Annotated in this window: 18 protein-coding genes; 8 read left to right on the top strand and 10 right to left on the bottom strand. The window is 68.5% G+C overall.

Translation table 11 applies throughout. The annotated features are described in order from the left end of the window. Nucleotides 1-115: 115 nt before the first annotated feature. The 5 genes from ACGFIF_RS33435 (at nt 116) to ACGFIF_RS33415 (ending at nt 4,516) form a co-directional block, all read left to right on the top strand. Nucleotides 116-937, top strand: coding sequence for a carbohydrate ABC transporter permease (locus ACGFIF_RS33435; protein WP_393160081.1), 822 nt, complete (start codon nt 116-118; stop codon nt 935-937). Beyond that, nucleotides 937-2,058, top strand: a complete 1,122-nt coding sequence (locus ACGFIF_RS33430) for an ABC transporter ATP-binding protein (RefSeq protein WP_393160080.1) — start codon at nt 937-939, stop codon at nt 2,056-2,058. Before ACGFIF_RS33435 ends, ACGFIF_RS33430 begins: the two co-directional genes overlap by 1 nt. After that, nucleotides 2,058-3,305 carry a CehA/McbA family metallohydrolase gene (locus ACGFIF_RS33425; protein ID WP_393160079.1) on the top strand — a complete coding sequence of 416 codons (1,248 nt, stop codon included), beginning with the start codon at nt 2,058-2,060 and terminating at the stop codon, nt 3,303-3,305. Before ACGFIF_RS33430 ends, ACGFIF_RS33425 begins: the two co-directional genes overlap by 1 nt. A 319-nt stretch (nt 3,306-3,624) precedes the next feature. Continuing rightward, entirely contained in the window at nt 3,625-4,056 is a 432-nt protein-coding gene (locus ACGFIF_RS33420; protein ID WP_393160078.1) for a hypothetical protein, read from the top strand. Then, the gene (locus tag ACGFIF_RS33415; RefSeq protein WP_393160077.1) at nt 4,031-4,516 is read left to right on the top strand and encodes a hypothetical protein; all 486 of its coding nucleotides are present in this window, start codon (nt 4,031-4,033) and stop codon (nt 4,514-4,516) included. The genes ACGFIF_RS33420 and ACGFIF_RS33415 overlap by 26 nt, the downstream gene beginning before the upstream one ends. An 88-nt stretch (nt 4,517-4,604) precedes the next feature. On the opposite strand, the gene ACGFIF_RS33410 is transcribed toward ACGFIF_RS33415, so the two are convergent. The 8 genes from ACGFIF_RS33410 to ssd form a co-directional block, all read right to left on the bottom strand. After that, nucleotides 4,605-5,225, bottom strand: coding sequence for a response regulator (locus tag ACGFIF_RS33410; protein ID WP_393160076.1), 621 nt, complete (start codon nt 5,223-5,225; stop codon nt 4,605-4,607). Nucleotides 5,226-5,399: 174 nt separating this feature from the next. Beyond that, complete coding sequence (locus tag ACGFIF_RS33405; RefSeq protein WP_393160075.1) at nt 5,400-5,765, bottom strand: Rv3654c family TadE-like protein; 366 nt, start codon at nt 5,763-5,765, stop codon at nt 5,400-5,402. After that, the gene (locus tag ACGFIF_RS33400) at nt 5,762-6,130 is read right to left on the bottom strand and encodes a TadE family type IV pilus minor pilin (RefSeq protein ID WP_393160074.1); all 369 of its coding nucleotides are present in this window, start codon (nt 6,128-6,130) and stop codon (nt 5,762-5,764) included. Before ACGFIF_RS33400 ends, ACGFIF_RS33405 begins: the two co-directional genes overlap by 4 nt. 177 nt (nt 6,131-6,307) lie before the next feature. Further along, nucleotides 6,308-6,520 (bottom strand): DUF4244 domain-containing protein, encoded by a 213-nt coding sequence (locus ACGFIF_RS33395; protein WP_132214487.1) that lies wholly within the window; start codon nt 6,518-6,520, stop codon nt 6,308-6,310. A 141-nt stretch (nt 6,521-6,661) separates the two neighbouring features. Continuing rightward, nucleotides 6,662-7,372, bottom strand: coding sequence for a type II secretion system F family protein (locus tag ACGFIF_RS33390; RefSeq protein WP_393160073.1), 711 nt, complete (start codon nt 7,370-7,372; stop codon nt 6,662-6,664). After that, entirely contained in the window at nt 7,369-7,989 is a 621-nt protein-coding gene (locus tag ACGFIF_RS33385; RefSeq protein ID WP_393160072.1) for a type II secretion system F family protein, read from the bottom strand. Before ACGFIF_RS33385 ends, ACGFIF_RS33390 begins: the two co-directional genes overlap by 4 nt. Before the next feature lie 325 nt (nt 7,990-8,314). Continuing rightward, nucleotides 8,315-9,472, bottom strand: coding sequence for a TadA family conjugal transfer-associated ATPase (locus ACGFIF_RS33380; protein WP_393160071.1), 1,158 nt, complete (start codon nt 9,470-9,472; stop codon nt 8,315-8,317). Between the two features lie 43 nt (nt 9,473-9,515). Next, nucleotides 9,516-10,598: a septum site-determining protein Ssd gene (gene ssd, locus ACGFIF_RS33375; protein ID WP_393160070.1), complete on the bottom strand. Its 1,083-nt coding sequence runs from the start codon at nt 10,596-10,598 to the stop codon at nt 9,516-9,518. A 204-nt stretch (nt 10,599-10,802) separates the two neighbouring features. Between ssd and ACGFIF_RS33370 the strand changes: the two genes are divergently transcribed. Both ACGFIF_RS33370 and ACGFIF_RS33365 read left to right on the top strand, forming a co-directional pair. Further along, complete coding sequence (locus ACGFIF_RS33370; protein ID WP_393160069.1) at nt 10,803-12,497, top strand: glycosyl hydrolase family 18 protein; 1,695 nt, start codon at nt 10,803-10,805, stop codon at nt 12,495-12,497. Nucleotides 12,498-12,525: 28 nt separating this feature from the next. Continuing rightward, nucleotides 12,526-14,067 (top strand): cellulose binding domain-containing protein, encoded by a 1,542-nt coding sequence (locus tag ACGFIF_RS33365; protein WP_393160068.1) that lies wholly within the window; start codon nt 12,526-12,528, stop codon nt 14,065-14,067. Between the two features lie 113 nt (nt 14,068-14,180). On the opposite strand, the gene ACGFIF_RS33360 is transcribed toward ACGFIF_RS33365, so the two are convergent. Continuing rightward, complete coding sequence (locus ACGFIF_RS33360) at nt 14,181-14,939, bottom strand: hypothetical protein (protein ID WP_393160067.1); 759 nt, start codon at nt 14,937-14,939, stop codon at nt 14,181-14,183. A 129-nt stretch (nt 14,940-15,068) separates the two neighbouring features. Beyond that, entirely contained in the window at nt 15,069-15,956 is an 888-nt protein-coding gene (locus tag ACGFIF_RS33355) for a LysR family transcriptional regulator (protein WP_393160066.1), read from the bottom strand. Nucleotides 15,957-16,027: 71 nt separating this feature from the next. On the opposite strand from ACGFIF_RS33355, the gene ACGFIF_RS33350 reads away from it, so the two are divergent. Then, nucleotides 16,028-17,251 (top strand): MFS transporter, encoded by a 1,224-nt coding sequence (locus tag ACGFIF_RS33350; protein WP_393160065.1) that lies wholly within the window; start codon nt 16,028-16,030, stop codon nt 17,249-17,251. The last annotated feature ends 2 nt before the right edge of the window (nt 17,252-17,253 follow it).

Genomic DNA, 17,253 nt, shown 5'->3' with positions numbered 1-17,253 from the left:
TGCTCCCGGCCTTCCCTCGTCACTCCAGTCGCTTCGCTCCCTGCGCTCCTCAGTCCAGGCCGGGAGGCCCCATGACCGGGCTCCCTCCGCTCCTCAGTCCAGGCCGGGAGGCCCCATGACGCCGGCCTTCGTCGTACGGCGGATCGGCTTCTACGTCCTGATCTGCGCGATCACGCTGTTCTTCGCCGTACCCATGCTGTGGCTCGCGTCGGCCCCGTTCGACGCCACCCCCGGTCTCGGTCTGCAGTGGCCGGACTGGACGCTGGACAACGTCCGCAAGACGCTCGAGCACCCGTACGCGCTGCACTCGATGGTGAACTCGCTCGTGATCTGCGTGACGACCGCAGTGGCTGTGACGGCGTTCGCCGCGCTGGCCAGCTACGCGTTGTCGCGGGTGCGGCTCCCCGGCCGGGACGCGTTGCTGTACGGACTGCTGCTGCTGTCATCGGTCGTCACCGGGACCGCGGCGATGGTGCCGATCTTCGTGATGATGTTCCAGCTCGGCCTGATCGACTCGCGGTTCGGGGTCGCGCTGGTGATGACCGGCGGGCTGTTGCCGGCGGCAATCTTCATCCTGAAGGACTTCGTCGACGCGGTGCCGAAGTCGTACGAGGAGTCGGCCCGCGTCTTCGGCGCGTCCACCGGTCAGATCCTGCGCGACGTCGTACTGCCGGTGGCACGGCCCGGACTGGCCACCATCATGGTCTGGGCGTTCGTCAACTCCTGGGGCAACTTCCTGGTGCCCTTCCTGCTCATCCGGTCGATCGAGCTGCAGCCCGGTGCGGTGCTGATGCAGACCCTCACCGACGAGGGTGGCAGCGTGAACCTGCAGGTGCTGCCGGTGTTCTCGCTGCTGTTCTCGATCCCGGTCGTCGTGTTGTACCTGCTGGTGAACTCGCGGTACGGGTTCCGCTTCCATGGAGGGATCAAGAGCTGATGGCCGGCATCGACATCGAAGGCCTCGCGACCGTCTACCCGAACGGCGTCCGCGCCGTCGACGGTCTGGATCTGCACGTGGAGGACGGTGAGTTCTTCGCGCTGCTCGGTCCGTCCGGATGCGGCAAGACCACCCTGCTGCGGACGATCGCGGGCCTGGAACAGGCGACCGAGGGAACCGTCCGGATCGACGCCGCGGACGTGACCCGCACCGAGCCGGGCAAGCGCGGCGTGGCGATGGTCTTCCAGGACTACGCCCTGTTCCCGCATATGAACGTGTCCGAGAACATCACCTACCCCTTGAAGGTACGACGGGTCGCCATGGCCACCCGTACGGCGACAGCGGAGCGGACCGCTGCCGAACTGTCGCTGCAGGGACTGCTGGAGCGCAAGCCCGGCCAACTGTCCGGTGGACAGCAGCAGCGGGTCGCACTCGCCCGTGCGATCGCGTCCGAGGGCAAGGTGTTGCTGCTCGACGAGCCGCTCTCCAACCTGGATGCGCGGTTGCGTCTGGAGGCGCGGACGTTCCTCAAGAAGCTGCAGCGCGACCTCGGTATCACCACGGTCTTCGTCACCCACGACCAGGCCGAGGCACTCGCCCTGGCGGACCGGATCGCGGTGATGGAGGCCGGCAAGCTGCGCCAACTCGGCAGCCCTCGCGAGGTCTTCGCACGGCCTGCCAACACCTTCGTCGCCAACTTCATCGGTTCCACCCCGATGAACCTCCTCACCGGCACTGTCTCCAACCCGAACGGTTCGGGGCAGGACTCCGGTGCCATCGGCATGATCTCGGTGGCGGGCGGATCGTTGCCTGCGACCACCTTCTCGGTGCCCAGCGGCGCCGAGGTCACCGTCGGCATACGACCCGAGTACCTGACGCTCGCTACCGGCGACGTCACCGGGCCGTCCCTTCGCGGCCAGGTTGTGGTGGCGGAGAACCTCGGGACGCAGTCCCTGGTCAGTGTGGACTGTGATGGAACGCTGATCGGCGTGACCGTGCCAGAGGAGGACGAGCCGGCGCCTGGTGCTCCGGTCGTGCTCACGGCACCGGCGTCGCGGGTTCTCTTGTACGACAAGGAGTCCGGCGACCTCCTCGCCCGTCAACCGGCCACGGTCGGCTGATGGCCGTTACGTCGTACCGCCGTCGGTGGACGCTCGACGACCGGGCCGAGTCGGTCTGGCACTCGCTGCCGGTCGACATCCCGGCCGACTGCCCGGGACTGCTCGTCACACTGACCGTTCCGTCAGTCGAGGGTGTCGTGATCGACATCGGCTGCGAGGGGGCGGCAGGGTGGCGCGGGTGGTCCGGCGGCGCGCGCCGTACGTTCGCGATCACTCCGACTGCGGCGACACCCGGGTACCTGGCCGGTGATCTTGAGCCGGGCACCTGGTCGGTCGTCATCGGGCTGCACCGGTTGCCCGTCGAGGGCGCTGAGCTCATCGTCGAGGCAGTGACTGGTCCGGTGGGGGTTGTGCCCGGTCTGGCGGAGTACGTCGACGCCACGGCTGCTATCGCCGTACCGCCTCGTCCTCCGCGTCGTACGCTGCCCGCGGCTCCTGGGTTGAAGTGGGTGGCTGGTGACTTCCATGCGCATTCGCTGCACTCCGACGGGTCCACGCCGATCGCCAACCTCGCGGCACTCGGTGTCGCGGCCGGGCTGGACGTGCTGGCGGTCACCGACCACAACACGGTTGCTCATCACCTCGAACTGCCTGGGCTCAGCAAGCAGTTCGGCATCGGGCTGATCCCCGGCCAAGAGGTGACGACCGAGTCCGGGCACGCGAACGCCTTCGGCGACATCGGAGTGATCGACTTCCGCCGCCCGGCCGCCACGTGGGTCTCGGAGGTCGCCAACCGCGGCGGACTGCTGTCGATCAACCACCCACTCGGCGGCGACTGCTCGTGGCGTCAACCGCTGCCTCAGCACCCACCACTCGCTGAGGTCTGGCACTCGAGTTGGCTGGACCACACCTGGGGCGGACCCATCGCGTGGTGGCAGGCCTGGGGGATGAGTGGAACGACGCCGATCGGCGGCAGCGACTGGCACAACCCGACCTCGATCACCCCACCCGGCACCCCCACCACCTGGATCGCCGTCGACGCCGCAGCCGAAGGCCCCGACGAACTCCCCCGAGCCGTCCTGGAAGCCCTCTCCGCCGGCCGCACCGCCATCTCCGCCTCCTACACCGCTCCCATCCTCCTGCGCACCGGCGACGAGTTCATCGCCCTGGACGCCCCCAACACCGTCCTCATCTCCCCCGACGGCACCCGCCGCCCCATCCGCTCCGAACACGAAGCCCTACCCGCCACCCCCGGCCCCCACTACCTGATAGCCCACAACGGCCGCATCATCTCCCTCTGCGCCTAACCTTCGACGCGGCGTTGGGCTGTTGCCGCCAGGTGCCGGCTGCGGGGTGCCGGGTGCGGATGCCGGCTGCTGGGCGCCGGGCGCGCGTGCCGACTGCTCGACGCCGGGCGCGGGGTGCCGACTGCTCGACGCCGGGTGCGGGGGGTCGGGTGCGAGGCGCGGGGTGCCGGGTGCGGATGCCGGCTGCTGGGCGCCGGGTGCCGGTGCCGACTGCTGGACGCCGGGTGCGCGTGCCAGGTGCCGGTGCCGGCTGTTGGGCGCCGGGTGCGAGGCGCCGGGTGCGAGGCGCGGGGTACGGGGTGCGGGGCAGACTGGGGGTATGACGAGCGGGCGTGCGCAGGTGATTGTGGTGGATGCTGCGAACGTGGTTGGGTCGCGGCCGGACGGGTGGTGGCGTGACCGGGCCGGCGCCGCGCGGAAGTTGCTGCTGAAGCTGGCATCGCTTCAGGAACGCTTGCAGGAGACGACGGACGTGGTCGTCATCCTCGAAGGCGCCGCACGCGCAGCGGTCTCCGACCCCGACGCCCCAGACGTAGGCACCCTCCGCGTAGTCCTCGCCGACGGCTCCGGCGACGACACCATCACCGCGGTCACCGCCGAAACAGCCGCCCGCGACGACAACCCGACCATCACCGTCGTCACCGCCGACCGAGGCCTACGCCAACGCATAGAACCCCTAGGCGCCACCCCCGCCGGCCCCCGCTGGCTCCTGGACCAACTCCCCCGTGACCGCCTTCGACATCATCCCTGAGCAGGCCAGCCACGGTCAGGTCGTGCCAGACGCGGAGCTACCGATGCTCGCGGCCCACTGGCTGGCGGCCGGCTACGACTCACCGCTGCTGCGCGAACTGGCCGGGCTGACCCGCCGCCAGGCAACCGAGGCCGGGCAGATGCTCGACGCAGTGCTTGCCGAACTCGGACATCCGACAGTCATCGTGGACGACCCGTTCGAGCAACTTCCATGGCGCGGCTACTGGCACCACATCTGGTGGGCGATCGACCAGATGGACAAGACTCACATCCCGTACGCCTCCGCCCAGCGCGTCCTCGAAGTCCTTGGCGAGGTACCCGACCTCTGGCGGCCAGGCCGTGGCGCTCAACTGATCGCGCTGCTCCGGCAATGGGACGCACATCCGGACCAGCGCATCGGGGTGCCGAGCGGATCAGGCAACACCTCCGCTCCTTGCGTGAGACCGACGTACCTCCCCTGAGGTGACGCCGGCCGTCGAGGGGCCTGCATGCACCGCCAAGGGCTGCCCTGCTCGGCCAGAGGTGCCTGCATGCTCGGGCGGCGGGAGGTTAGTCGAGGAGCCAGCCGTTGTGTTCGGCTATTTGGATGGCGTCGGAGCGGGTGCGGGCGCCGGTTTTGCCGATGGCGGACCAGAGGCGGGTGCGGATGACGCGTTCGGAGACGTCGAGCTTGCGCGCCATCAGGGCGATCGAGCCGCCGTCGCGGGCGGCGCGCAGGGTGTCGGTCTCGTCGTCGTTGAGGGGCGTCTCGGAGTACTTGAGGTTGTCCGCGGCCAGGTTGGCGTCGACCACGCGGAGGCCGAGGTGCACCCGTCGTACGGCGTCGGCCAGCTGCGGAGCGGGGCTGCCTTTCAGGGCGAACCCTTTGGCGCCGGCCTCGATACCGCGGCGGAGGTGGATCGGGCGCCCGTACGTCGTGAGCATGACGACGCGGCACTCCGGGATCGAGGTCCGCAGCCTGGTGGTGACCTTGATGCTGTCGTTCCCCGGTCCGGCGGCGTCGAGCAGGGCGACGTTCGCACGGAGACGTTTGGCGGCGGCCACGACATCGTCCGAACGGTTGAGTTCGGCAACGATCTCCAGGTCGCGTTCGCGTTCCAGACCGCTTCTGAGGACGCCTCGACTGAGGATCTGGTCGTCGACCAGCAACAGCCGGATGCGGTCGGGCAAACGGGCCTCCGGGGTGACCGTCCGGGCGCCGGGGAAGTGCGTCCGGGAGGATGGGCAGGTCTTCGGTTCCAGATCATGGAGTCCGCTCCCGCGCCTCGTCCAGATCAACGCGGCATCTCTACCAGATTGCGACCAGATCGCGACCGCATCAGAACCACCTGCTTCCCGCGGCGACTAGATAGGGCCTGCGCGGGCGGAGGCGGACAGGGTTGGGTGGGCGATCGCGGCCAGCTCCAGCTGGGTGGTGACCCGGATGGATACGGAGTCGGGCGCGAGTTGGCAGTCGGCCAGGTCGACGTTGTGGGTGGCGGCTATGCGGTGGGCTGTGTTGCAGGGATCTGGGGTGCCGGATGCGAGGGCTTGCGCGGCGCTCAGGGCTGTCAGGTCGGCGGCGGCTGCGAGTTTGTGGCGGGCTATGGAGATGGCTGACCAGAGGGTTGCCATGGCCACGGCGGTTGCGAGGAGTAGGCCCATGAAGAGGGTCAGGAGGGTGCCGCTGCCGCGGTCGGTTCGCGGTCGTCGGGACGGTGGGTGGCTCATGGCGTTGTCTCCTCGGTGGTCGGTTCGGATTGGACGGTGGCTTCAGCGGTGATCGGGGTGGCTGGGAGGGCCTCCAGGAGGGGCGCGTTGCGGTGGGGACTGGCAGTGACTGTCACGTGGATGTCGGAGTCGGTGCGGCTGATGGTGACGGTGGCGCCGGCGGGAGCTGTGCGGCGGCCTATTTCTTGCGCTGTTTCGGGGGATTCGCCGCGAGCTACTGCGCGGGCTACGTCGCGGGCGGCGTCGATGCAGCGGATGTTGGCTGTGACGACGCCGATCAGCCAGATGCCCAGGAAGAGCAGGGTGAGCAGGACTGGGAGGGCGATGGCCACCTCGGCGGTAACCGCACCGCGCTGAGCATTCATGCGGCCACAGCGGCCTCTCGCGGTGGCGCTTCGGCTGCACGCAGCACCACGTTGACTGCTTGCGGTGGTGTGTTGGTTGCTGACGTGGGTGCGGTGGATTGCTGTGGGTGGCATTGGGGCTCCTGCGGGTGGGTGGGTCGGTCGCGGGTGAGGGGCTCCCGCGACCGACCCTGGTGGTTAGAGCTGGACGCCCTCTACGCCGGCGAGCTGGAGGGCGTAGTTGATGAGTGCTTTGAGTGCGTTCACCATTGCGTCGGACTTCAGCAGGGCGACGAGGATGCCGCCGAGGCCGCAGACCGCGACGACACTCACCGCGTACTCCGCGGTGGCGGCTCCGCGCTCGGAACGGTTGCGAAGACGGTGACGGACCGCCACCAGCGCCTTGGACATCTGATACCTCCCGATCTGCGGTCCGGCTCGTCCGGACCACTCACTGACAAGGTGCCGTCGTCGACGCCCTTTTTTTGAAGGAGTTTCGAACCTGGGGACAACTTCTCCGCGATGCATGAGATTTAGTTGCCTATAGCTCTTTTAGCGAGACAGGTAGGGAATCAGGGCGTCGGCGATGGTGGGGACGATGGACAGGAGAACGAAGGCGGGCAGGAAGCAGAGGCCTAGCGGCAGGGCCGTACGGGACTCGATTGCGCGCGCCTGTTGGTCGGCGGCGTGGTGGTGGGCTTGGCGGGTGTCGTCGGCCAGGTGTTCGAGGGTCTTCGAGAGCGGTGCGCCTGAGCGGAGCGAGCGGTCGATGGCTCTGGCGAAGGGGGCACAGGCTGGCTCGGAACGCAGGCGCGACCAGGCGTCCATGGGATCTGTTCCCAGCGCGAGGTGGTGCGCGACCTCGGTGAACAGTTCGGCGAGTGGGCCGCGGATGGCTGTGGCGACTGTGGCGAGGGCTTGTTGTGGTGGGCGTCCGGCGCGGAGGCAGGCGGCGAGCAGATCGACCGCCACGGGGAGGTCGCGGGCGATGCGGGCCGCGCGTTGTTTGGCGGCGGCTGGTTCTAGGCGGGCTAATGCCTTGGGGACCGCGTAGAGAGCAGCCCCGGCGAGCGGGACGCCCCACGGGAGACCGAAGGCCAGCAGCAGGCCGGCTGCGGCTGACCCGGCCGCCAATCGGTGCAGGCGTGGCGGGCGGGCACGTGTACGGCGCGGCTGGGGTGATAGGCGACGGAGATCTGGGTGGGCGGGTATGACGAGGTACGACGTGATGGCTGCAGCGAACGCGGCCAACGCGGCGGTCATGGGTGGGCCTCCGCTAGTCGGGTGGTCCAGTGGAGGCCGAGCGTGGTGAGGGCTAGGCCGGCGGCTAGGCAGAGCCAGCCGATTGGAGTTGCGGTGAGGAAGGTCAACGGTTTGGCGCCTAGTGAGTAGCCGAGGGCGATGCCGAAGACCGGCAGCAACGCGAGGATGCGGGCGGTCGAGTGTGCGCCGGCGAGGCTGGCTGCGGTCTGGCGGTGGATGGCTTCGTCGGCGCGGAGTGACTCTGCGAGGCGTTCGGTGAGGGCGGCGAACGCGGCTCCGGATTCCTCGGCTACGCGCCAGGCTGCTGATAGGGCGCGGAGGCCGCCTGCGCCGGGAGATTCTGCGGCTATCTCGAGAGCGCCGGGGACGTCACCGCCGAGTTTTGCGGCGGCGTAGGCGACTTGGAAGTCGGGGCAGCTGGCTGCGGCACCTTCCAGGGCGTCGACGGGTGGGCGGCCGGCTGTCAGGTCGGCGGCGAGGACGTCTAGGGCCTCGATGATCTGGGCGCGGCGGGTTGCGGCGGCTGTGCGTCGGCGGTGTTGGGCTCGCTGGACTAATACCAGGGAGAGGACAACGGCGCAGGCGAAGGCGGAGACCAAGAACTGCAGCCCGAGCACCAGGGCGATGAGAACGGTGAGTGGGACGAGTAGTAGGCGATGAGGTAGGCGCGGGCGAGAGGGAGGTCGTGAGGCGAGGCGGTGAAGACCGCGGCCTCGGGCGGGCAGGGTCAGAAGCACGGTGACAAGCACCAGCAGGCAAGAGATGAAGGCGTAGCTCATGCAACGACCACCGATTGTCTTGCGCATCGCTGGGCTGCGGGGCGCGAGGAGATCAGTGCGAGGGCAAGGGTTCGAAGGCGGCGGTTGTGACGAACCAACCGGGAGGTTGGTGAAGCGGTGGGCTGTGGGGAGGGAGATGGCCAGGGTGAGAAGGGGCCGTAGTTCATGCGGCGGCTGCTTGGGGGTTGGTGAAGGCTTGGGATGGGGGGAGGAGGGTGATGGTGCCGTTGGGGTGGAATTGGACGGCTGGGCGGGTGATTGTCTGGCCGGTGGGTAGGCGGTCGAAGGTTTGGATTTCGGCGATTCGGCGGGTGCCGTTGGGGGTGCGGGTCAGGTGGATGACGGCGTGGAGAGCCGAGGCGATCTGGCTGTGGATGGCGTCTCGGGAGAGGCCGGCCAGGGCGCCAAGAGCTTCCAGGCGGGCTGGTACGTCGGCTGCTGAGTTTGCGTGGAGGGTGCCGCAGCCGCCTTCGTGGCCGGTGTTGAGGGCGCTGAGCAGGTCGACTACTTCAGGGCCGCGAACCTCACCGACGACCAGGCGGTCGGGGCGCATTCGCAGGGCTTGGCGGACCAGGTCGCGCAGGCTGATCTCGCCGCTGCCCTCAACGTTCGGTGGTCGCGCCTCGAGGCGGACGACGTGGGGATGATCGGGGCGCAGTTCGCTGGCGTCCTCGACCAAGACGAGTCGCTCGGATGGATCCATCAGCGACAGCAGTGAATTGAGCAAGGTGGTCTTCCCGGTTCCGGTTCCGCCGCTGATCAGGAACGCGAGTCGCGCATCGAGTAGATCGCGCAGGACCGTCGTACCTGCTGGGGGTAGGGCGCCGGCGGCGACCAGGTCGTCGAGGGTGAAGACCTTGCGGGAGGGGACTCGTAAGGACAGACAGGTGCCGGGTGCGGCGATGGGTGAGAGGACGGCGTGGAAGCGGGTGCCGTCGGAGAGGCGTACGTCGACGTACGGCGTTGCGTCGTCGAGTCGGCGGCCGGCGGCTGCGGCGAGGCGGGTGGCCAGACGGCGGATGGCTGGCTCGTCGCCGGTGCGGGTCAGTACCCGTTCGAGGCCGGAGCCGCGGTCGATGTAGACCTCGTCGGGGCCGTTCACCAGGATGTCGGTGATGCCTGGCTCGGAGAGCAGCGTGTCGAGGGGTCCTGCGCCCAAGGCCTCGCGGCGGAGGGCTGCGACGACGGCTAGCACGATGGAGTCGCCGTAGACGCTGCCGTCGGCGCGCAAGGCGGCTGCTACTCGGGCGGGGGTTGGTTCGGCGCCGGTGACGGCCAGGGTGCCGCGGACGCGGTCGATGAGCGCAGCGGTGACGTTCATGCCGCGACCGATCGGGGCGCGTGGGTGATCGAAACAGGGCGGGTCATGCGGCAGCCGGGGTGGGGAGGTTCAGGAGGGACAGGAGGTCGGAGGCGGCTCGGGCCAGAGGGCCGCGCGGACGGGGGTCGAAGCGGCCCTGGTCCATTGCGGCTGGGAGGTCTCGCTCGTGACCGATCTTTGTTGCTAAGGGCAATGAGAGGTGGTTGGCGACGTCGGAGGCGGACAGAGCGCTCGCTCGGGGCTCGCGTGCCACCAGGCGGAGGTCGCCCGCGACCTCACGCAGCGGGCCGACCAGTCGTTTGGCGGCGGCGACGGATCTGACGTCGCATGGTACGACGAGCAGCGTCAGGCCGGCGCGGACGAACCCTTCCTCGACGGCCGGATCCGCACGACGCGGCAGATCGACCACGACCAGATCGCTACTGCGTTGCGCCGCACCCAGCACCGAACTCATCGTCTCCGGCGGCAGGACGGTCACGTCGGACTGATCCCACGACAGCACCGCCAGGCCGTCAACCGACGGCAGGGCGGAGCGCAGCGCCGCGGCGCTCACCCGACCGGAGGCGTTGAGCAGCTTCGGCCAGCGATCGCCGACATCGTGTTCGATCCCCAGCGCGAGCTCGATCCCGCCGCCGAGTGGGTCGCCGTCGATCAGCATCGTCCGGAGGCCGCGCCGATTCCCGAACACCGCGACCGCCGACGCGAGGGTGGTAGCACCCGCTCCCCCGCAGCCGCCGACGACGGCGAGCGTCTGGGCCGTCCTCACCCCGCCGTCCAAGGCGTCGGCCAGCTTGTCACCCAACGCGGATTCGTCCGTAGGTAACCGGAAGACCGACTCCGCACCGATGTCGAAGGCACAGCGATACAAGTCGTCGCCGTCCGCGAGACTGGCCACGACGACGCCCGAGCGTCGTACCGGTTGGGTGCGGGCGAGCGGCTCGGCGAGATCCTGGCCGACCACGACCAGCGACCCGGCATGCCAGCTGCGGCGGAGGCCGAGCAGGTCGTGTTCGACCAGGGGCGTCACCGAGGCGGCCGCCGCCAGCCGGAGCAGGTCGTCGAGCAGAACCTCGTCGGTTGTTGCCATGAGCACCGAAATGTCGTCAGCAGGGAATGAAGTGTCCATGCCTAGAAGATGCCGTCATCGGACCACCGATGGACGAGGCACTGGAATCCCTGTGGACAAAGGCGTTGTCGGGTTTCCGTCAGCAGCGGGAATCCGCCATCGTGAGGCGGCGACCAACTCGCCGGGAACGGTTACGGTTCCTTTCGAAGCGTCTTTAACTAAATTTCACCGGACCGCTTCCGTCCCAGCTCCGGAGGACCGCCCATGAGTCGATTGCGCATGCTCGCCGCCACGGCGGCCGTCGCCACCACCGCCCTGCTCACCGCCGCCGGCGTGTCGGCAGCGACGGCCGAGTCACCACAAGCCCAAGCCGCCGTCAGCGGTGGTGTGAAGACGGCGTACTTCACCCAGTGGGGCATCTACGCCAACGCGTTCTACCCGAAGAACCTGATCACCACCGGCGCGGCCGGCAAGCTGGACTTCCTCAACTACGCGTTCGCCAACATCCACCCGACCGACCACACCTGCTTCATGGCGAACAAGGCCGCCTCGCAGGACGAGAACAACCCGAACGCCGGTGACGGCGCCGGTGACGCGTTCGCCGACTACGGCAAGTCGTACGGCGCGGACATCAGCGTCGACGGGGTTGGTGATGTCTGGAACCAGCCGATCCAGGGCAACTTCAACCAGTTGAAGAAGCTCAAGGCGCAGTACCCGAACCTCCAGATCCTGATCTCGATCGGCGGCTGGACCTACTCGAAGTACTTCTCCGACGCCGCCTCCACCGACGCGAAGCGCAAGACGTTCGTCAGTTCCTGCGTCAACATGTTCCTCAAGGGCGACCTGCCCGTGATCGACGGCTTCGGCGGCCCTGGTACGGCGGCCGGGATCTTCGACGGTATCGACCTCGACTGGGAGTACCCGGGTTCGCCGAACGGGCATGTCGGCAACCACTGGAGCCCGGCCGACAAGCAGAACTTCACCCTGCTGCTGGCCGAGTTCCGCGCCCAGCTCAATGCCTACGGCAACCAGACCGGCAATCGCTACTACCTGACCGCGGCGACTCCGGCCGGGCAGGACAAGATCGCCACCATCGAGACCGACAAGATCGGTCAGTACCTCGACTACAACAACGTGATGACGTACGACATGCACGGCGGCTGGGACGCCACCGGGCCGACGAACTTCCAGGACCCGCTCTACCAGGCCCCGGACGACCCGAGTACGCCGATCCCGCCCGGCTCGGCCAAGTACTCGGTCGACGGAGCCATCAAGGCGTGGACCACCGGTGACCCGGCGTACGGCATCCCCGGCGGTTTCCCGGCGAACAAGCTGACCATTGGATATCCCTTCTACTACAGGGGTTGGAAGGGCGTTCCGAGCACCGCCAACGGCAAGTACCAGCCGGCCACCGGACCTGCTGACGGTCATGCGATGAGTGGCAACGTGCCAGGCGTCTCCTTCTACAAGGAGCTCGTCGGCTTCGTCGACGACCCGTCGGCGACGTACTTCGACGACACCACGAAGGCAACGTGGTTCTACCGCAACGGGACGTTCTGGACCGGCGACAACGCCCAGTCGATCAAGGCCAAGGCTGACTACCAGCACTGCAACGGTCTGGCCGGCGCGATGATGTACTCCCTCGAGGCACTGGATCCGAGCGTCACCCTCTTCAACCACGTGGTCAACGCGGTCAACGCCGACACACCGGGTTGCAGCGGGCCGAGTCCGACTCCGAGCCCCACTCCTACGCCTACCCCGACCCCAACACCCACGCCCACCCCGACTCCCACCCCGACGCCGACGCCTCCTACGGCCACCCCGTGGGCGCCCAACACGGCGTACGCGGCCGGTGCGCTGGTGAGCTACAACGGCCTCACCTACAAGTGCATCCAGGGTCACACCTCCCTGACCGGCTGGGAGCCACCGAACGTCCCCGCACTCTGGGGCCAGGTCTGATCACGTACCGCCCACTGATCGGAGAATCATGAAACGCATCACGGTGGCATTAGCCGCCATCACCGCAGTAGTCCTAGCTCTCCTCACAGCGCCGGCCGCGAACGCGGCCTCCGTCACCGCAGCGTTCACCAAGGTGTCCGACTGGGGCAGCGGCTTCGAGGGCAAGGTGACCGTCACCAACGGCACCACGAGTTCACTGAGCACGTGGTCGGTCGCACTCGACTTCCCGTCCGGCTACACCATCAGCAGTTCGTGGGACGCGACCAGGAGCAGCAGCGGCCAGACCCACACGTTCACCCCGCCGAGCTGGGCCGGACCGCTCGCACCCGGCGCCACCGTCACCTTCGGCTTCAACGGCAGCCCGGGCAACTTCCCCGGTCTCGCCGCTTGCCGACTGAACGGCGGCTCCTGCACAGGTGGCGGTGGTGGCACCGCACCCGGCGCACCGACAGGTCTCTCCGGTACGGCGACCTCATCGTCGGTGAGCCTCACCTGGTCCGCTCCGAGCGGTGCAACGAGCTACAGCGTGTACCGCAACGGCACGAAGGTCGGCTCCCCGACTGGTACGTCGTACACGGACTCCGGTCTTGCCGCCAACACGACGTACAGCTACCAGGTGAGTGCGTCCAACAGCGCTGGCGAGGGTCCGAAGAGCAGCACCATCTCCGTGAAGACCACCACCGGTGGCGGTGAGCCCAGCACCCGGCGGGCAGCGCCGTACCTCTACATGGGCTGGGGTGACCCGCCGAACCCGGCGACCGTCATGAACGCGACTGGCATCAAGTGGTTCACCATGGCGTTCATCCTGTCGTCCGGCGGCTGCAACCCGGCCTGGGACGGCAGCAGGCCGCTGCAGGGCAGTGCGGACGCCAACGCGATCGCACAGATCCGCGCGGCCGGCGGCGACATCGTGCCGTCGATCGGTGGCTGGAGCGGTAACAAGCTCGGCCCGAACTGCAGCACGCCGGAGGCACTGGCCGGGGCGTACCAGCAGGTGATCAACGCGTACAACCTGAAGGCGATCGACGTCGACATCGAGAACAGCGACGAGTTCGAGAACGAGCTGGTCCAGGACCGCATCCTCAACGCCCTCAAGATCGTCAAGCAGAACAACCCGGGGATCCAGACGATCCTCACCTTCGGTACGTCGACCACCGGCCCGAACTACTGGGGCAACCGGCTGATCGAGCGGTCCGCGGCACTCGGCGCGAACATCGACATCTACACGCTGATGCCGTTCGACTTCGGCAGCTCGAACATCCAGCAGGACACGATCAACGCGTCCGTCGGCCTGAACAACAAGCTGAAGGCGACCTTCGGCTGGACGACCGCGCAGGCCTACGCCCACCAGGGCATCTCGGGCATGAACGGTCTGTCGGACCAGCAGGAGATGACCACGACGGCCACCTGGCAGAACATCACCAACTGGGCCAAGTCCAACGGGCTGGGGCGGCTGGCGTTCTGGTCGGTGAACCGGGACCGCGGCTGTGCCGGCGGCGGAGTGGTGTCCAACTGCTCCGGCATCGCGCAACCCGACTGGGAGTTCACCCGCATCACCGCGGGCTTCTAGAGAATGCGGTACGGCGACGTGCGGGCAACCACCCGCACGTCGCCAAGCCGGAAGCCAGCTGGAACCGCAGCCGTAGCCCAGCCGGGTCAGCCAGCCCAGCCGGGTCAGCCGGGTCAGCCCGACTTGAGGGCCTGGACGATGAGGGCGTTGCGGGCGTTCTGCCCGAGCGGGATCGACGGGTGCAGGCCGTCGCGCAGGTACTTGGACAGGCGGTTCGGCTTGGCGGCCAGGTGCTCGGCCCACTGCACGACGCGGAGGTTGTCGTGCCGGCGCTGCGCGTCGGCCAGCTGCAGGTTGATCCAGGCGCTGTTGCGCTGGTCGGAGACCTGGACGGCGGGGCCGTGCCCGGTCCGGGCCGCCTGGATGTTCACCCAGAAGACCGTGCGCTCGTCGCCGACGATCTGCATCGTCCGCTCGACCTGAGCGGCCACCGCCGGCGGGGTGAAGATGTCGTTGGATCCGACCGACATCAGGATCCGGTGCGGCAGGCCGTGGTCCTGGGCCCAGGTGTCCAGCGCGTCGACGGCCGGGGTGACCGGTCGGCCGGCCCAGTTGTGCACGGCCATGGTGATGCCGTGCGCGGACAGCAGCCGGGCCAGCGACGGGCCGTCCTGGACGCCGATGCTGTCGCCGAACATGAAGACGCCGTCGGTCTCCCGCGTCTCGCGGATCTGCGCGTCGCTCGAGATCGCCCGGGCCTGACGCTCCCAGGCACCGAGCACACCCGACCCGTAGGCGCCGGTCGAGGTCAGCTCGCCCTTCGAGGCCGCCGACGCCGTTGCGGCCGACGCAACCGTCGACGCAGCAGCGGCCGTGCCCGCTGTGAACAGCAGACGCCGGCTCGGCCGAATCGAACTGAGACGCTTCCTCACGGAGGAAACTGTGCGGTGGAAAGCCCTGTCTCTGCAAGTCGACACCGGGAAAATTGGATCAACGCTACGAAAGTCACTAGGTCGGGCCTGCTGGGACCGCGCAGTAGGCGGGGATCAGCAGCCCCGACCTCACGTCGATCTGACCGGCTGGGAGCGGACGAACGTTCGGAACCGCTCGGCGGCCGGGGTCAGCTGCGCCCGCAGCCGCCAGGCCATGCCGATCTCGCGGCGGGCCTGGACCCCGGCGAGCGGTATCGACACCGCCCCGCTCTCGTTCCCGCGGACCGCACCGGAGGGCAGCACCGCCACGCCCAGGCCGGCACCGACCAGGCTGTCGATGGTGGCGAGGTCGGTCGCCTCGAAGGCCAGCCGCGGAGTGAAGCCGGCCGCACGGCACAGCTCTTCACTGATCCGCCGGAAGCCGAACCCAGGCCGCAGCCCGACGAACGGCTCGTCAGCAGCCGCCGCCAGCTCCACCCGGCGCCGTGCGGCCAGCGGATGTCCAGGCGGGACGTGCAGGCACAGCCGCTGCTGTTCGAGCAGATGCCAGCCGAACACTTCCGGATCCGGTCGCGGCGCGATGATGCCGATCTCGGCCTCACCGCTCTCCAGGTCCTGGACGATGTCGTGGGCCGGCTCCTGCCGTAGCGCGAACCGAACGCTCGGCGCCACCTCACGGAACGCCCTCAGCAGGTCCGGTACGAGGCTGGTGGCGACCGAATGCAGGAACCCGAGCCGGACCGTCCCCGACTCAGGGTCGAGCAGCGCGTCGATGCGCTGCCGGGCCGAGTCGACTGCCGCCGTACCGGCTCGGGCTGCCTCCAGGACGACCCGTCCGTACGGATTCAGCCGGACGCCTCGGTGCTCACGCTCGAAGAGCTGGACGCCGAACGCGCTCTCGACCCGGCGCAGCGACCGGGACAGATTCGGCTGACTGGTCCCCAGCTGTGCCGCCGCCTCGGTCAGGTGCTCGGTCTCCGCAAGTACCGCGAACCAGCGCAGATCCTCGACATTCATACTGGAATCGTATCGATTACTGCTGAGATCGACATTTTACGTATCGCAAATCCCGTGGCACGGTCGAAGGCATGCACACCTCCGTCGCCGTCCAGCCCGGCTATCGACCGGGTGACGCCGGCTACCGCCGGCTGTCCGTCGCTCTCTTCGCGGCGGGCCTGGCGACGTTCGCACTGCTCTACAGCACCCAGCCACTGCTCCCCGAGCTCGTCGACGCGTTCCATGTCTCCCCCAGCCAGAGCGCCTTCACCGTGTCGCTGGCCACGCTCGGACTCGGCATCGCTCTGCTGATCGCCGGTCCGGCGTCCGAGGTGGTCGGGCGCACCAGACTGATGCGTTGGTCGGTCGCAGCCACCTCTGGCATCGCATTGCTCTGCGCAGTGGCTCCGACGTGGCACACGCTGCTCGCTCTCCGCGGTCTCCAAGGCGTCGCCATGGCCGGGCTGCCCGCGGTCGCGATGGCCTACCTGCGGGAGGAGGTGCATCAGGACAGCCATGCGCGCGCCAGCGGTCTCTACATCGCCGGTACGGCGGTCGGCGGCATGGCGGGTCGCCTGATCGCGGGCGGGCTCGCAGACCTCGGCGGCTGGCGGGTCGCGTCTGGCGGCATCGCCCTCGTGGGCGTGCTGTGCGCCGCTGTGGTCTGGCTGTTGCTCCCCGCGTCGCAGAACTTCCACCCGACCTCAGCGAGACCCCGGCAGCTCATGACACAGACAGGTCGTGTACTGCGTGATCCAGCCCTGCTCGCCCTCTACGGAATAGCCGCCACCGCGGTAGGCGCGTTCGTCGCCATCTACAACGGGTCCGTCTTCCGGCTCTCCGGAGCGCCGTACGACTTGAGCGCTGGCGCTGCGGGCCTGGTGTTCACCGTCTATCTGCTCGGGTCGGCTGGTTCGGCGACGGCTGGGTGGCTGGCTGACCGGTGCGGGCGTCGTACGGTCGTCCCGGTCGGGTGTCTGGTCACACTCGCCGGAGTGGCCATCTCCTTGGCGGCACCGCTTCCGCTGATCGTCGTCGGGCTTGCGGTGATGACGGCGGGCTTCTTCGCCGTACATGGTGTGGCCAGCGGATGGGTGGCCGCTCGAGCACACGCCGGCGGTGGGGGTACCGGACAGGCTGCCAGCCTCTACCTGTTCTCGTTCTACCTGGGGTCGTCGGTCTTCGGTGGTCTGGCTGGAGCAGCGTGGAGTCACGGCGGCTGGAGCGGCGTGGCGCTTGAGGCGGGCGTGCTGTACCTCATCACTCTCGTGCTGGCCGTTCTCCTCAAGAACGTTCCCAGCAAGGTGCGAAACTAGCC

Origin of the sequence: Kribbella sp. NPDC049174, assembly GCF_043197365.1 — a bacterium.
GTDB lineage: Bacteria > Actinomycetota > Actinomycetes > Propionibacteriales > Kribbellaceae > Kribbella.
Note: the sequence above shows the minus strand (reverse complement) of the source record. Positions and strands in the feature narration are given on the sequence as shown.

What these genes read in the sequence shown, in the direction of transcription:
- ACGFIF_RS33435 (WP_393160081.1), top strand. Translation starts at nt 116, where the DNA reads ATGACGCCGGCCTTCGTCGTACGGCGGATCGGCTTCTACGTCCTGATC.
- ACGFIF_RS33430 (WP_393160080.1), top strand. Translation starts at nt 937, where the DNA reads ATGGCCGGCATCGACATCGAAGGCCTCGCGACCGTCTACCCGAACGGC.
- ACGFIF_RS33425 (WP_393160079.1), top strand. Translation starts at nt 2,058, where the DNA reads ATGGCCGTTACGTCGTACCGCCGTCGGTGGACGCTCGACGACCGGGCC.
- ACGFIF_RS33420 (WP_393160078.1), top strand. Translation starts at nt 3,625, where the DNA reads ATGACGAGCGGGCGTGCGCAGGTGATTGTGGTGGATGCTGCGAACGTG.
- ACGFIF_RS33405 (WP_393160075.1), bottom strand. Translation starts at nt 5,765, where the DNA reads ATGAGCCACCCACCGTCCCGACGACCGCGAACCGACCGCGGCAGCGGC.
- ACGFIF_RS33400 (WP_393160074.1), bottom strand. Translation starts at nt 6,130, where the DNA reads ATGAATGCTCAGCGCGGTGCGGTTACCGCCGAGGTGGCCATCGCCCTC.
- ACGFIF_RS33395 (WP_132214487.1), bottom strand. Translation starts at nt 6,520, where the DNA reads ATGTCCAAGGCGCTGGTGGCGGTCCGTCACCGTCTTCGCAACCGTTCC.
- ACGFIF_RS33390 (WP_393160073.1), bottom strand. Translation starts at nt 7,372, where the DNA reads ATGACCGCCGCGTTGGCCGCGTTCGCTGCAGCCATCACGTCGTACCTC.
- ACGFIF_RS33380 (WP_393160071.1), bottom strand. Translation starts at nt 9,472, where the DNA reads ATGAACGTCACCGCTGCGCTCATCGACCGCGTCCGCGGCACCCTGGCC.
- ssd (WP_393160070.1), bottom strand. Translation starts at nt 10,598, where the DNA reads ATGGACACTTCATTCCCTGCTGACGACATTTCGGTGCTCATGGCAACA.
- ACGFIF_RS33370 (WP_393160069.1), top strand. Translation starts at nt 10,803, where the DNA reads ATGAGTCGATTGCGCATGCTCGCCGCCACGGCGGCCGTCGCCACCACC.
- ACGFIF_RS33365 (WP_393160068.1), top strand. Translation starts at nt 12,526, where the DNA reads ATGAAACGCATCACGGTGGCATTAGCCGCCATCACCGCAGTAGTCCTA.
- ACGFIF_RS33355 (WP_393160066.1), bottom strand. Translation starts at nt 15,956, where the DNA reads ATGAATGTCGAGGATCTGCGCTGGTTCGCGGTACTTGCGGAGACCGAG.
- ACGFIF_RS33350 (WP_393160065.1), top strand. Translation starts at nt 16,028, where the DNA reads ATGCACACCTCCGTCGCCGTCCAGCCCGGCTATCGACCGGGTGACGCC.